The organism is Burkholderia sp. MS389, assembly GCF_016899425.1.
Lineage (GTDB): Bacteria > Pseudomonadota > Gammaproteobacteria > Burkholderiales > Burkholderiaceae > Burkholderia > Burkholderia sola.
The window spans coordinates 1,556,634-1,571,764 of record NZ_CP045995.1 but is presented as its reverse complement, the minus strand read 5'-3'; the positions used below and the strand labels follow the sequence as shown (position 1 = coordinate 1,571,764).

Annotated in this window: 10 protein-coding genes; 7 read left to right on the top strand and 3 right to left on the bottom strand. The window is 68.1% G+C overall.

Annotated features, from left to right (window positions below; translation table 11 throughout):
• Positions 1 to 131 precede the first annotated feature (131 nt).
• The 4 genes from GJG85_RS23380 to GJG85_RS23365 all read left to right on the top strand — a co-directional run bounded on the left by GJG85_RS23380 (position 132) and on the right by GJG85_RS23365 (position 5,557).
• On the top strand, positions 132 to 1,559 hold the full coding sequence (locus tag GJG85_RS23380) for an MFS transporter (RefSeq protein WP_050016278.1): 1,428 nt from the start codon (positions 132 to 134) through the stop codon (positions 1,557 to 1,559).
• 374 nt (positions 1,560 to 1,933) lie between these two features.
• Positions 1,934 to 3,220 (top strand): L,D-transpeptidase, encoded by a 1,287-nt coding sequence (locus GJG85_RS23375; protein ID WP_089489794.1) that lies wholly within the window; start codon positions 1,934 to 1,936, stop codon positions 3,218 to 3,220.
• 161 nt (positions 3,221 to 3,381) lie between these two features.
• Complete coding sequence (locus GJG85_RS23370; RefSeq protein WP_050016275.1) at positions 3,382 to 4,494, top strand: porin; 1,113 nt, start codon at positions 3,382 to 3,384, stop codon at positions 4,492 to 4,494.
• 10 nt (positions 4,495 to 4,504) lie between these two features.
• On the top strand, positions 4,505 to 5,557 hold the full coding sequence (locus GJG85_RS23365) for a nucleoside hydrolase (protein WP_204383875.1): 1,053 nt from the start codon (positions 4,505 to 4,507) through the stop codon (positions 5,555 to 5,557).
• Between the two features lie 29 nt (positions 5,558 to 5,586).
• On the opposite strand, the gene GJG85_RS23360 is transcribed toward GJG85_RS23365, so the two are convergent.
• Positions 5,587 to 6,495, bottom strand: coding sequence for a LysR family transcriptional regulator (locus GJG85_RS23360; RefSeq protein WP_124556293.1), 909 nt, complete (start codon positions 6,493 to 6,495; stop codon positions 5,587 to 5,589).
• Positions 6,496 to 6,589: 94 nt separating this feature from the next.
• On the opposite strand from GJG85_RS23360, the gene GJG85_RS23355 reads away from it, so the two are divergent.
• From GJG85_RS23355 to GJG85_RS23345, 3 genes are all read left to right on the top strand, one after another.
• Positions 6,590 to 7,939: an NCS2 family permease gene (locus GJG85_RS23355; RefSeq protein ID WP_089489677.1), complete on the top strand. Its 1,350-nt coding sequence runs from the start codon at positions 6,590 to 6,592 to the stop codon at positions 7,937 to 7,939.
• Between the two features lie 46 nt (positions 7,940 to 7,985).
• Entirely contained in the window at positions 7,986 to 9,086 is a 1,101-nt protein-coding gene (add, locus tag GJG85_RS23350; protein WP_050016262.1) for an adenosine deaminase, read from the top strand.
• Between the two features lie 173 nt (positions 9,087 to 9,259).
• On the top strand, positions 9,260 to 11,221 hold the full coding sequence (locus GJG85_RS23345; protein ID WP_239468940.1) for a WG repeat-containing protein: 1,962 nt from the start codon (positions 9,260 to 9,262) through the stop codon (positions 11,219 to 11,221).
• Between the two features lie 21 nt (positions 11,222 to 11,242).
• On the opposite strand, the gene GJG85_RS23340 is transcribed toward GJG85_RS23345, so the two are convergent.
• Together GJG85_RS23340 and GJG85_RS23335 are read right to left on the bottom strand one after the other, a co-directional pair.
• Entirely contained in the window at positions 11,243 to 13,474 is a 2,232-nt protein-coding gene (locus tag GJG85_RS23340) for a transglycosylase domain-containing protein (protein WP_050016254.1), read from the bottom strand.
• 142 nt (positions 13,475 to 13,616) lie between these two features.
• Positions 13,617 to 15,107 (bottom strand): PLP-dependent aminotransferase family protein, encoded by a 1,491-nt coding sequence (locus GJG85_RS23335; RefSeq protein ID WP_050016252.1) that lies wholly within the window; start codon positions 15,105 to 15,107, stop codon positions 13,617 to 13,619.
• Positions 15,108 to 15,131: the final 24 nt, after the last annotated feature.

The window sequence follows — 15,131 nt, the reverse complement described above, 5'->3', positions numbered from 1 at the left end:
AAGACATTCGGCCCACCCCGCCATCACCCGATTGATGTGCTCCCGCACGCGCCTCGCTAAAATGCGCGAAGCCGCTCGCCAGTTTCCTCTGCTGGCGCCAACGACAATCAAGAATCCGGAGACTCGCCACCATGGCATCCACCCAGCCCGACCCGCTCACGGCAGCAGGCGCCGCGCGCCCCGCCGCGATCGACCCCGGCTCCATCTCGGCCCGTCTCGACCGCCTGCCGCCGACGCGTAGCGTCTGGAAGCTCGTCGTGCTGCTGAGCCTCGGCTTCTTCTTCGAGCTCTACGACCTGCTCTACAGCGGCTATGTCGCGCCCGGCCTCGTGAAAAGCGGCATCCTGTCCGCGACGACGCACGGCCTGTTCGGCACCACGGGCGTCGCGAGCTTCATCGCCGCGCTGTTCTCGGGACTCTTCATCGGCACGATCGCGTGCGGCTTCCTCGCCGACCGCTTCGGCCGCCGCGCGATCTTCACGTGGTCGCTGCTGTGGTACACGGCCGCCAACGTCGTGATGGCGTTCCAGGACACGGCCACAGGTCTGAACTTCTGGCGCTTCGTCGTCGGTCTCGGCCTCGGCGTCGAGATGGTCACGATCGGCACGTACATCTCCGAACTCGTGCCGAAGCAGATACGCGGCCGTGCGTTCGCGTGCGAGCAGGCAGTGGGGTTCGTCGCGGTGCCGGTGGTCGCGTTCCTCGCTTATCTGCTCGTGCCGCACGCGCCGTTCGGCCTCGACGGCTGGCGCTGGGTCGTGCTGATCGGCGCGCATGGCGCACTGTTCGTGTGGTGGATTCGCCGCGAATTGCCGGAAAGCCCGCGCTGGCTCGCGCAGCAGGGCCGGGTCGACGAAGCCGACGGCATCATGCGCGCGCTCGAGGCGAAGGTCGAGGCCGAATACGGGCGGCCGCTGCCGCCGCCCGCGCCGGCCGAACCCGTGCCGCCGCGCGGCAGCTTTCGCGACATGTGGGTGCCGCCGTATCGCAGCCGCACGATCATGATGACGATCTTCAACGTGTTCCAGACGGTCGGCTTCTACGGCTTCGCGAACTGGGTGCCGACGCTGCTGATCAAGCAGGGCATCACGATCACGTCGAGCCTGATGTATTCGAGCGTGATCGCGCTCGCGGCGCCGATCGGCCCGCTGATCGGCCTCGTGATCGCCGACCGCTTCGAGCGCAAGTCGGTGATCGTCGCGATGGCGGCGGCGATCGTCGTCTGCGGGCTGCTGTTCAGCCAAACGACGGTGGGCGCGTTCCTGATCGTGCTCGGCATCGGCCTCACGCTCGCGAGCAACATCATGTCGTACAGCTTCCACGCATACCAGGCCGAGTTGTTCCCGACGTCGATTCGCGCGCGGGCCGTCGGCTTCGTCTATTCGTGGAGCCGCTTCTCGGCGATCTTCTCGTCGTTCGTGATCGCCGCCGTACTGCGCGGTTTCGGCACGTTCGGCGTGTTCGCGTTCATCGCGGGCGCGATGGTGATCGTGATGGCCGCGATCGGGGGGATGGGGCCGCGCACGAAGGGCATCGCACTCGAAACCATCTCGAAGTAGTCGGCATCTGCGCATGCGTGTCGCACGGTTGGTGCGGCATGCGTGCGGTGCGGTTGCGTTCCGGTGTTCGCCATCGTCGAAATGATTTGGGGTGCAAATCAACTGCGAGGCGATATCGGAACCGAATGAAACATGCAAGCGCGCCGAAAACATCCAACATGCCAGCCTGCCACGCAACGAAAGCTCAAGCGGCAGCGAGTTGAAACAAAGCGTGACGAAGCGCAATTACACGTAAAAGCGCGCTTCCGGTCGCTGCCGATTCGCGTATCGACGAGTAGAATGAAGGGCCTGACGACTCATTATCCGCCATCGGAGCGCCCGCGTTGCACAGCGACGGCTCCGCCGCGAAGAGGCGTCGGCGCCGGGCGCGCACGATGCGCCGGACGTGTCGATGGCTTGCGCGGAAGATGCGCCGCTCGCACCAGCAGCATGCGGCGGCCGGATCGGCCGATGGCTTCGAACGTATGATTCTTGCCCCTCTGGCGCGGCGCTTTGCGAAGCCGCGTTGCCTCAAACGTGCAGCCGCCGCATACGTGTCGCTCGCTGTCGCGATGTCGATTTCCGTTCTCGCCGAGCAGCCTGCCTTTGCCGCGTCCGACGCTGCGCCGTCTTCGTCCACTGCGTTGCCGGCTTCAGCGGCGTCCCGCACGCCGCCGGCTTCATCTGCGCATGCAGTGTCGGGCGCATCGGCTGCCGCGCCAACATCCGCCGCGTCACACGCGAATCACGCGGAATCCGCGAGCGCAACATCGGGGGCATCCGCGGCTTCCGCCGCGTCGGCCGCCGCGCCCGCATCGGCCGCATCCGGCACGCCCGCCAGCGAGGCCGAGCCGCCTCCACCCACTCCGCCGCGCCGGCATCCGCCGCTGTCGGTCGAGGAGGCGCAAAACGCGACGACCCGTGCGCTCGACATGCGCAAGCGCTTCACGCAGGAAGTCACGCGACGCCTGAACGTGCCCGCGAACGAACAGCGCGCGTACGGGGACCGCCTTCAGAAAGCGCTCGCCGATGCGGATCTCGGCGATCTCGCCGGCGAATACGTCGTAATGGTCGATCGCGCGCCGAACGTGCAGGCGCTGTTCATCTATTTCCGCGCGACGCCGGCCAATGCGTGGTTGATGATTGGCGCATCGCCGGTCGGCACCGGGCTGCCGGGCCAGTACGACCATTTCCTGACACCGCTCGGCGTGTTTCATCACTCGCCCGACACGATGGATTTCCGCGCGGAAGGCACGACGAACGAGAACGGTATTCGCGGCTACGGCCACCGCGACATGCGCATCTACGACTTCGGCTGGGTGGATGGCGAGCGCGGCTGGGGCAAGGGTGGCGTGTCGCCGATGCGCTTCCAGATGCATGCGACCGACCCCGATCGGCTCGAAGCGCTGCTCGGCATCCGGCATTCGAAAGGCTGCGTGCGGATTCCCGCTTCGCTGAACACGTTCCTCGACCAGCACGGCCTGCTCGACGACGACTATCAGGCACGCGTCGAGGCCGGCAAGTCGTTGTGGGTGCTGCGTCGCGATCGCGACGTCACGCCGATCGCGGGCCGCTACCTGGTCGTGATCGATAGCGCCCGCAAGACTCGCCCGGCCTGGTCACCGATGCCGGGGCGCGGCGCGTGGTCGAAGCTGCCGAAGGGCGGCGACACGGCGGACTGAGCGCCGGTTCACCGACAGCGGAATGCGCGAGGATGAGAATAAATCCGTTTTATTGACATATAAGGAAAGCAAACTTTTATTATCCGATCCGGGTTCGTATAGTCGAGTCCAGTTTCGCGGAACCCTGCCGCGCCTGGACCACCACCGACCACACGACCCGCATGAAAACTCTCTACAAGCTCGCTCCGCTCGCGATGCTCGGCGCCTTCGCGACCCATGCCGGTGCGCAAAGCAGCATCACGCTGTACGGTCTCATCTCGGCCGGTGTCGGGTTCGCGACGAACCAGGGCGGCAAGAACGCGTGGCAGGCGTTGTCCGGCACGAACCAGAACCCGCGCTGGGGGCTGAAGGGCAAGGAGGATCTCGGGCAGGGGCTGTCCGCCGTCTTCCAGCTCGAGAACGGCTTCAACGTGATGACGGGCACGGCCGCGCAGAACGGTCGCGAGTTCGGGCGCATGGCGTACGTGGGGCTCGCCGACCGCACCTACGGTTCGCTGACGTTCGGTCGCCAGTACGATGCGATCCACGACTACATCGGGCCCGTGATCATCGCGAGCAACGGCGTGAACATCGGCGACAACGACAACGGCTACAACGACATCCGCGTGCAGAACTCGGTGAAGTACGTGAGCCCCGTCTACTACGGGCTGAAGTTCACCGCGCTGTACGGCTTCAGCAATACGACCGGTTTCGCGAACAATAGCGCGTACAGCTTCGGGCTCGGGTATGAGCGCGGCCCGCTGCGCTGGAGCGTGGTCTATGCGCAGTACAACCATCCGTACAGCGCGACGAACCAGGACGGCGCGATCGCGAACGACTATGCGTCGCCGCTGCTGATCTTCAGCAAGAGCGCGATGTCGCCGGCCGCATACGCAAGCCGGCAGCGGATCGCGGGCACGGGCGGCTTCTACACGATCGGCCGTGCGCAGTTCGCGGCGATGTTCACCGACGTGCGCTACGATTACCTCGACAATTCGCACCTGCACCTGCAGAACCTGGGCGTGAACGTCGTCTACACGATGACACCGCAACTCTTTCTCGGCGCCGCGTATGCGTTCACGAACGGCAAGTACGACGTGATCGACAAGCGTCCGAAATGGCATCAGGTGAACCTGCAGGCCGATTACTTCCTGTCCAAACGCACCGACGTCGCGCTGACGGTGATCGCGCAGCAGGCGGCCGGCGACGCGGACCATGCGCAGATCTTCGCGTATGCGCGTTCGACCGGCACGCGCCAGATGATGGCGACGCTCGGCGTCCGGCACGTGTTCTGAGCGCCCGACCATGACCCATCCGATCGCCTCCCGCCGCACCTTCCTGAAACTGTCCGCCGCGCTGGCCGGCACCGCGTTGCTGCCCGAAACGGGCGCATTCGCGGCCGGCGGCGACGCCGCGCGCCGCACGGTGATCATCGACACCGATCCGGGGCAGGACGACGCCATCGCGATCCTGTTCGCGCTCGGCGCGCAGGACCGGCTCGACGTGCGCGCGCTGACGGCCGTGGCCGGCAACGTGCCGCTCGAGCTGACCGAACGCAATGCGCGGATCATCCGCGACTGGGCCGGCCGCACGAACGCGCTGCCGGTGTATGCGGGCTGCCCGCGGCCACTCGTGCGCGATCTCGTGACGGCCGCGAACGTGCACGGCAAGACCGGGCTCGAAGGCGTCGAACTGCATGCGCCGCGCGCGCCGCTCGCCGCCGGTCACGCGGTGTCGTACCTCGTCGATACGCTGAGCCACGCGGCGCCGAACAGCGTGACGCTGTGTGCGCTCGGCCCGTTGACGAACCTCGCGACCGCGCTGGTCGAAGCACCGCAGATTCGCGCCGCGTTGCGCGACATCGTGCTGATGGGCGGCGCGTTTTTCGAGCGCGGCAACATCACGCCGGCCGCCGAGTTCAACATCTACGTCGATCCGCACGCGGCCGACGTGGTGTTCGGCAGCGGTGTGCCGATCTTCGTGCTGCCGCGCGACGTCGCGGTGAAGGCGTCGATCACGCCGGCGCGCGTCGCGCCGTTCCGTGCGCTCGGCAACCGCTGCGGCGCGATCGTCGCCGACATCATGGAGGCCGAGCTCGCCTACAACAAGAAGCGGCGCGGCGTTGAAGACGCGCCGATGTACGACCCGACGGCCGTCGGCTATCTCGTCGATCCGACGCTGTTCGGCGGCCGCAAGGTGAACGTGGTGGTCGAGACGACCGGGCAGTGGACGCTCGGCGAGACGATCGTCGACTGGAACGGGCGCAGCGGCCGTGCAGCGAATGCGACATGGATCAACGAGGTCGACGCGGACCGCTTCTACGCGACGCTCGTCGAGCGCATCGCGAAATTGCCCTGAGTGCGGGCGGCCGTGCGCGGCGAACGGAATCAGATGCGCTGCTCGATCCACTCGCGGCACGCGCGCACGTGCGGGCCGCGATCGTCGGCGGCGAGCGAGATCAGCGAGATCGCGCGCGTGACGCGCGGCTTGTCGACGCGCAGCGCGACGAGTTCGGGATCGTGCAGATGCATCGTGTAGAGGCTCGGCAGCACGGCGGTCGCGAGGCCGTTGCGCGCGAGCGCGTAGAGCGGCTCCGTGTATTCCATCCGGTACGTGACGTTCAGGCGCAGCTTTCCGGCGCCGCCGGTGCGATGCAGCGATTCGCTGACGCTGCCGCGCACGAACACCGCGAGATCGCGATCGACGAGCTTCGCCCACGTGACGCTCTTCGCGCGGGCGAGCGGATCGTCGTGCCGCACGACGATCACGATCTCGTCCTCGAACAGCTGCCGGTAGCGCAGCGTGCCGTCGTCGCCGTCGGGTTCGCGCACGCCGATGCCGAGATCCGCGACGCCGTCGCGCACCGCTTCGACGAGCGCGCTGTTCGGCAAATCGGTGAGCGTGAAGCGCAACGTCGGGTGCGTGGCGCGCAGCGCGTTGAGCGCGGGCAGCAGGCGGCCCGCGACCGACGGGATGAACGCGATGCGCACGGTCTGGATGCGTTCGCCGATGAGCCGCGTCATGTCGTCGAAGGTGCCGCGCGCCTGATTGAGCAGGCGCTCGGCGAGCGGCAGCACGGCTTCGCCCGCGGCGGTCAGCGTGAGCCGGTGCGCGGTGCGTGCGAACAGGCGCCCGCCGAGCAGGAACTCGATCTGGCGGATCGACGCGGTGAGCGCGGGCTGCGTGAGCGACAGCGCCTGCGCGGCCTGCGTGAAGCTGCGTGCATGGGCAAGGACGACGAAGTGCTGGACCTGCCGCAGCGTGAGCGCGGGAAGCAGCGACGAGCGGTCGGACATCGGGCAATGACGGTCGGGATGCGGTACGCGGCAGTATAAGACCGCGCTGCACGACCAGACACAGGACAATATTCGGAATCACAGGAGAACCACCATGTCAGCGACTGACACGATGCCGGCGCGCGTGCCGGCCAACTGGCTCGAACGCCGCTTCGCGCTCGCCGCGCGCGGCACGAGCGTGCGCACCGAGACGATCGCGGGCGTCACGTCGTTTCTCGCGGCCGCGTACCTGCTCGTCGTGATCCCGTCGCTGCTCGCGACGGGCGGCATGGACCGCGGCGCGGCGACGACCGCGACGATCATCGTGTTCGTGCTGTTCACCACGCTGATGGGGTTCTACGCGAACCTGCCGTTCCTCGTCGGCCCCGGTATCGGCGGCTCGGTGATCATCGGCGTGACGCTCGCGACGACCGAGCACGTCGGCTGGCAGACGGGCCTGGGCATCGCATGCGTGTCGGGCGTGCTGTTCTTCCTGCTGACGATACTCGGCGCGCGCGGCGTCGTGGTGCGGCTGATTCCGGTGCAGATCAAACTCGGGCTCGGTGCGTCGATCGGGCTGTTCGTCACGATGCTCGGGCTGCGCAATGCGGGGATGGTCGTCGCGAACGCGAAGACCAACGCGTTCGCGCTCGGCGACTTCTCGCGGCCGGGCGCGTTGGTTGCGCTGATCGGCCTCGCGGTCGCGATCGTGCTGCAGGCGCGCAAGGTGCCCGGCGCGATCCTGATCGCGATCCTCGTCGCCGCCGCGGCCGGTGTGCCGCTCGGCGTCACGCACCTGCCCGCGTCGTTCATGTCGCTGCCGCACGGCATTGCGCCGATCGCGTTCAAGCTCGATATCGGCAGCGCGTTGAGCCTGGCCGCCGCGCCGTACCTGTTCGCATTCTTCGCGGCGGAATTCTTCTCGACGCTCGGCACCGCGCTTGCGGTCGGCGCGAAGGCGAACCTGCTCGACGAGCACGGCAACCTGCCGAACATCAACCGGCCGTTTCTCGTCGACTCGCTCGCCGCGACGCTCGGGCCGGTGTTCGGCATTCCCGCGCTGACCGCGCTGATCGAATCGGCCGCGGGCGTCGAGTCGGGCGGCCGCAGCGGGCTGTCGTCGGTGGCGGCGGCCGTGCTGTTCGCCGCGATGCTGCTGTTCGTGCCGGTCGCGCTCGCGATTCCGAAGGAGGCGACGGCGCCGGCGCTGATCCTGATCGGGCTGTCGATGTTCGCGACGATCCGCCATACGCATTTCGACGACTTCACCGATGCGCTGCCCGTGATGTCGATGGTGCTGCTCACGCTGATGTCGAACAGCTTCGGCACCGGCATCGCGGGCGGGCTGCTGTGCTACGTGCTCGTCAAGCTGCTGGCTGGGCGCTGGCGCGACGTGTCGTGGGGGCTCGTCGTGCTCGCGCTGCCGCTCGGTTATTACTTCTGGACCGTCGTGAAGCCGCACTGAGAGACGGCTTCGCGACGCAATGGCACTACCGAAAAAAGAGACTGACATGAAGGGAACACCAGGCAACGTCCCGGCCGCGCGCACGGGCATCGAGATCACGCCGGCCCATCGGGCCTTCTTCCGCGCGCTGCCGAAAGTCGAGCTGCATTGCCACCTGCTCGGCGCGGTGCGGCACGACACGTTCGTCGCGCTGGCCGAACGCAGCGGCGCACCGATTGAACGCGCGGAGATCGACGCGTTCTACGCACGCGGCGAGAAACCGGTCGGCGTGCTGCACGTGCTGCGCGCGCTCGATAAATATCTGCTGACGCAACCCGACGACCTGCGGCGTATTACCTATGAGTATCTGGAAGACGCAGCCGCCCACAACGTGCGGCACGCGGAATTCTTCTGGAATCCGACGGGAACGGTGCGCGTGTCGGGCATCGCGTATGCGGATGCGCAGGCCGCGATCGTGACGGGAATTCGCGATGCCGCGCGCGATTTCGGAATCGGCGCGCGCGTGATTCCGAGCATCGACCGCGAGCAGGACCCCGACGAAGCGGTTGCGATCGTCGAGTGGATGAGCGCGCATCGCGCGGACGAAGTCGCGGGACTCGGTATCGATTATCGCGAGAACGACCGGCCGCCCGAGTTGTTCTGGAAGGCGTACCGCAGCGCGCGTGCGGTCGGCTTCCGCACGACTGCGCATGCGGGCGAGTTCGGGATGCCGTGGCGCAACGTCGAGACGGCCGTCGATCTGCTGCAGGTGGACCGCATTGATCACGGCTATACGATCGTCGACAACCCCGAGCTGTGCGCCCGCTATGCGGAGCGCGGCATCGTGTTTACCGTCGTGCCGACGAATTCGTATTACCTGCGCACGCTGCCGCCGGCGCAATGGGCCGAACTGCATCCGATGCGCAAGATGCCGGGGCTCGGGTTGAAGATCCATCCGAACACTGACGATCCGACGTTGCACAAGGTGAACCCTTCGGAAGCGTGGGAGCTGATGTTCAGCCATTTCGGCTTCACCGTGGCCGAGTTGAAGCAGTTCATGCTGAACGGGATCGACGGCGCGTGGGTCGATGACGCGACGAAGGCGGCGTGGCGTGCAGCGTGGGTGCCTGAATACGACGCGCTGGCCGCCACGCTCGCGGCCGGCTGAACGCGGTCGAGTGCCTCGCCGGCCGGTACGTCGCCGGGCCGGCGATTCATTCGAATCGGGAAGATAGTCGCGGTCGAAATCGGATAGCGTATTGCGCGCCGTCATGGTCGAACGATGACGGTGATGGTGCGCGGCGCAGGCGGCCACCGCCGGCGTCATCGCGTGCTTCTATAATGGGCGCCGACACGATCACGGCAACAATAATAACGAGGGCGACCCTTCCGATGGGCAATCGAGCATGGCTTTATCTCCAGCCAGGTAATGGCGACGACGCGCGAACGATCGAGTTCGCGGAATCCAATAATCACTTTCCGCTGCTGTGGCGCGTGCTGTTGGCCGACGGCGGCGCGGGCGACGCGATTACCGATCAACGCGTGTTCGGCGATGCCGGCACGCCGAATCTCATGAGCGATGCACGCGCCGCGCTTGCGCGCCTCAGCCGGCTCGCGGCGTTCGTCACCGCGTATCCACTGCCGGGCGACGATCCGGCGCTCGCGCGCCAGTTCGATGCGGTCGTGCGTCATCTCGGCGAGTCGATCGATGCGCTCGGCGACGCGCACGGCGCGGCCCGGCTATCCGCGAACCTCGACGAACTGTCATGGCTCGACGACGGCGATCCGAACGACTACATCGACGAGGAACGCGATGCGTGCACGCGCCTGTGGTGGCAGGTCGCGAACTGCATGGACTTCCGCGACGTGCGCGGCGTGCGCGATGCACTCGAGATCGATACGCCCGCTGACTGGGGCGACTGGGCGTGGGGCTTCGGATTCGGCGGCGTGTCGCATCATTATTTCCGGCGGCAGAATCCGCCGCGCCGCGTGACGTTCGCCGAGATGTTCGACGCCGGTGAGCTGCACGGCAACTGGCTCGATCACGACACGTTCAGCTTTCGCGGAAGCAACGGCCTGTGGGGCGTGCGGCGTGAAACCGACGACGCGTGGGACGTGATCGTGCCGCCCGAGTGGACGAACCTGTGGGCCAGTGGCGCGCGTGACGACCGGTTGTTGTGGGCCGCGCGCGACGGCAAGGTCGGCCTGCTGCTTGCCGATGGGGACGTCGAGGGCGACGGTGTCAGGATCGTGCGCGAACCGGCGTTCGACGCGGTGTGGGATTTCAGCGGCGACGTCGCCTGCGTGCGCGTGGGCGAGCGGTTCGGGCTCGTGCGCACGGACGGGGCGTGGGTACTCGAACCGACGCTCGACGATTTCGGCGAGTTCACCGGCGGTGTCGCGTCGGCGAGCCTGAATGGCCGCTGGGGCTTCGTCGATACGCATGGCGCGTGGACGATTCCGCCGCGTTTCGACGACGCGCACGAATTCGTGAACGGCGCCGTCGCGGCGGCAGCCGAAGGCGAGCGATGGGGGCTGATCGGGCGCGACGGGCAATGGCGCGCACAGCCCGAGTGGGCGTCGCTCGAATGGTCGTCCGAGTGCGGCGCGTTCGTCGCGCGGCGTAACGGTCACGTCGGTCTCGTCGATGCGAAAGGCCGGGTGATCGTCGAACCGCATTACGCGGAAGTTGCACCGCTGACCGGCGGCGAACACGCGGAAATGTTCGATGAGCTCGGCACGATCCGCCATATCGTGCGGCGCGACGACGGCCGTTGCGCGATCGTCGACGGGCAGGGCCGCGTGCTCACGCCGTTCGACTTCGTCAACATGGGCGCGCTGTCGTGGCTGCCCGACGACGAAGCGGTGCCGGGCGAGCTGTTCACGCGTTACGCGATCGGCGGCCTGCCGGGCGAGCCGGTGCAACTGGCGATCTGCGATCTCGAGACGGGCGCGACGATCGCGCAGGGGCGCTACGACGACGTGGCCGGCCTGTTCTGGGGCGCCGATCATGGCTGGCTCGCCAGCGTGCAGGACGACGACGGCCACGACGTGCGCGCGACGGTATTGCGCGCGGACGGCACCGTGCTGCATCCGGCGCGTTACACGCGAATCGGCGACGATGCGCTGTTCGACGACGATCGTGACGACGATGCACGGCATGCGACGTTGATGCCGTGGTTCGTTCGCCGTGTCGAGATCGCGCAGCGCTGGCGCATGGATGAACCGGTCGCCGCATTGCGCGATGACGGCGTTCCCGTGTGGCTGTACGCGGATGGGCACGCGACGACGACGCTGCGGTAGCCCGGAGCGCCGCCGGCACGTTTAGCGAAAGAACCTCAACCAGTCGAACAGGCCCGAATGCGGCGGTGCGCGTCGCTTCGGCGCCGGCGCGCTGCGCGGCCGGAAGTCGGGCGAGAACTGCACGTGCGGATCGATCGCCCGCGCGCGCAGCGCCGCATCGTAGAACGACCCGACGATCGGCAGCGCGCTGTGCGCGCCCGCGCCCCAGTAGTCGCTGCGCAGCGTCACGCTGCCGTCGTCGAAGCCGACCCATGCGCCGGCCACCAGTTGCGGATGCATCAGGATGAACCAGCCGTCCGTGTTGTCCTGCGTCGTGCCGGTCTTGCCCGCGACGTCGATCCGGATCCCGTAGCGCGAGCGGATGTCCGCGCCGGTCCCGTAATCGACGACGCCGCGCATTGCGTCGACCAGCGTCTGCGCGGCAGGCGCGGGCAACGCGCGTTCCGGCGGCGCGCTGCCGAACGCGGCGAGCACCCGGCCGTTGCGATCCTCGATGCGCGTGATCATCTGCGGCGCGACGTACACGCCGCGGTTCGCGATCGTGCCGTACGCGGACACCATCTCTTTCAGCGTGACGGGGCTCGTGCCGAGCGCGAGCGACGGCACCGCATCGAGCGGGCTGTCGCGTACGCCCATCGCGCGGGCGAGCTGAGCGACCTTCGCGGCGCCTTCGTGCTGCATGACCTGCGCCGTGATGCGGTTGCGCGACAGCGCGAGCGCGTCGCGCAGCGTCATCGGCTCGCCGGTCGGCGGTTCCGCATCGGTCGGATGCCACACGGCGCGGCCGTCGATCGGGATCGCGACGGGGCGGTCGACGAAGGTATCGCCCGGCCGCATCCCGTCCGCGAACGCGGCGCCATAGACGAACGGCTTGAACGTCGAACCCGGCTGGCGCCGCGCCTGTACCACGTGATCGAATGGCTCGCTGCCGAAATCCGGGCTGCCGACCCACGCGCGGATCGCACCGTTGCGCGGATCGATCGCGACGAAGCCGGCCTGCACCTGCGTCTTGCGCTCGCACAGCGTGCGCATGAATTCGCGATTCGCGCCGAGCTGCTTCAGCGCGAGCACATCGGTGAGCCCCGTGTCGCGCGCCTGGCGATACTCGGGCGTCTGCCGCATGAAGCCGACGAACAGGTCGTTGCGCAGCCCGCAACCGGACGGCCCGCGCCATGCGCCGTCGGCGATCGCCTGCAGTCGTTCGGTCTGCCGCGTCAGCGCCTGCGTGGCCATGTCCTGCAGCCGTGCATCGAGCGTCGTGCGCACGACGAGGCCGTCCGCGTACAGATCGTAGTTGTTGCGGTCGGCCCATGCGATCAGCCACTTGCGCAGTTGCACCGCGAAATGCGGCGCGAGGCCCGGCTGCGCGGTCTGCGGTTCGAAGTCGACGTGCAGCGGCCGGCGCTGCAGTTTCGCGAGCTGCTGCGGCGACAGCATGCCCATCTGCGCCATCCGGCCGAGCACGATGTTGCGCCGCTGGACCGCGCGGTCCGGATTCAGCACCGGGTTGTAGTAGCTGTTGCCCTTCAGCATCCCGACGAGCGTCGCGCTTTCCGTAATGTCGAGCTGATCGGCCGATTTGCCGAAGTACGTGCGCGCGGCCATTTCGACGCCGTACGCGTTGTACAGGAACGGCACGGTGTTCAGGTAGGTTTCGAGGATCTCGTCCTTGCTGTACACCGCTTCGATCTTGAACGCGGTGATCAGCTCCTTCAGCTTGCGCGTGAGCGTCGGCGCGCGGCCGACTTCGTCGGGATACAGATTGCGCGCGAGCTGCTGCGTGATCGTCGAGCCGCCCTGGCGGTCGCCCGAGAACGTATGCAGTCCGGCCGCGAGCGTGCGGCGCCAGTCGATGCCGTGATGCGCGTAGAAGCGGTGATCCTCGGTCGCGATCAGCGCATCGACCATATGCGGCGAGATCTGCTTGAGCGGCACCCATTCACGGTTCACGGGCCGGAATTCGGCGATCAGCTGGCCGTCGGCCGACAGCACGCGCGCGGGGCGGTCGATGCGCGCCTTGCGGATGTCGCCGATGCTCGGCGTGAACGGAACGAACGCGAGCAGCACCAGCAGGCCGAGCACCGGGATCGCGGCGAGCGTCAGCGCGACGCCGCGCCGGGTCGGATGGCGCAGGCGATGCAGCGCGCCCGCGCCCAGCGCGCGGACGCGCGTGCGGCACGCGGCGGCGAGCGGCGCGACACGGGCGCGGCAACGAAGCCACGCATCTCGGAGAAACGGCACGAAGCGATTCAAGGCGGCAGGAGCGCGGAGGGAAGACGCGCGATCCTAGCAAACGGAACCCGGGCGCCGGTGCCCGAAACGGCCGTTTGCTTGCAGGATTTACAGACGATTACGTTTGTTGCCCCCCGCGAACCTTTTACCGCGCGCGGGGCCGCTATTCCGCCGACGAAACGACGTCCGCGAGCCGCTGCGCGGCCGCTTCCATCTGCGCACGGTCGAACCCGCCGAAGCCGAGCACGAGCCCGGCGCGCGCCGTGCCGGGCGCGAACATCGGCGACACCGCACGCACCGCGACACCGGCCCGGGCGGCGCGTGCGACCACGTCGAGATCGTCGATCCCTTGCGCGAGCCACAGGACGACGTGCATCCCCTGGTCGCCCGGCTGTACCCACGCGCGTTCGCGCGGCAGGCGCGCGCCGAGCGTGTCGATCAGCAGCGCGCGCTGTTCCGCATAGACGCCGCGCACGCGACGGATGTGGCGATCGAGATGACCTTCGGCGATGAACGCGGCGAGCACGTGCTGGTCGGCGGTGGGCGCATGGCGGTCCATCAGCACGCGCGCGCCGCAGAACGAGGGTACGAGATCGTCGGGGGCGATCACGTAGCCGAGTCGCAGCGACGGAAACAGGATCTTGCTGAAGGTGCCGAGATAGATCACGCGGTCGGGCGCGAGACCTTGCAGCGACGGGAACGGGTAGCCTTCGTAGCGCAATTCGCTATCGTAGTCGTCTTCGACGACCCAGGCGCGATGCGCGCGCGCCCATGCCAGCAGCGCATTGCGCCGCGCCATGCTCAACGGCATGCCGAGCGGGTACTGGTGCGACGGCGTGACGAATGCGGCGCGCGCATCGGGGGCGACGCGGATGCCGGCGTCGACGTCGAGGCCGTCCGCGTCGACCGGCACGCGCACCATCGCATCGCGCCGCCCGGTGCTGTCGAGCAGCGCGGTGATGCCGCGATAGGCCGGATTCTCGACCCACGCGCGGTCGTGTGCGCCGAGCAGCACCTGGCTCGCGAGATGCAGCCCTTGCTGCGTGCCGCTCGTGATCACGACCTGGCTCGCATCGCAGCGCACCGAGCGCGACCGGCGCACGTAATCGGCGATCGCTTCGCGCAGCGGCAGCGCGCCTTGCGGGTCGGCATAGCCGGACGGCGCGCCGGCGCCGCGGGCGCGCAGGCGATTGCCGAGCCGGCGCCAGATGTCGTCGGGCGCGGTGAGGCCGACCGGCACCGAGATCGCGAACGGCATGGCCGGCAGCGGACTGAATTCGCGGGCGATCCGCGCGAAGGTGGCGGCCGGCTCGGGCAGGCCGTTGCGCGCCGGGTGCTGGCGGCTGTCAGCGGGAGCGGGTTCGTCGACGGGCGGCGGTTCCGCGAGTGCGTTCGCGACCCGCGTGCCCGCGCCGCCGCGCGATTCGAGAAAGCCTTCGGCGATGAGTTGCGCATACGCGTCGACGACGGTACCGCGGGCGACCTGCAGCGATGCCGCCAGCAACCGCGTGGACGGCAGCGCGTCGCCGGGCCGGACGTCGCCGCGGCGCACCGCGTCGCGCAGCGCCTGCGCGAGCTGGCGGCTCAGGTCGCCGGCCGCGCGGTCGAGCGCGCCGAGCGACGGGATTTCGACGATCCGGGCCGTTCTTGCCATGATTCTGGTCTGCTAAAATTGTTT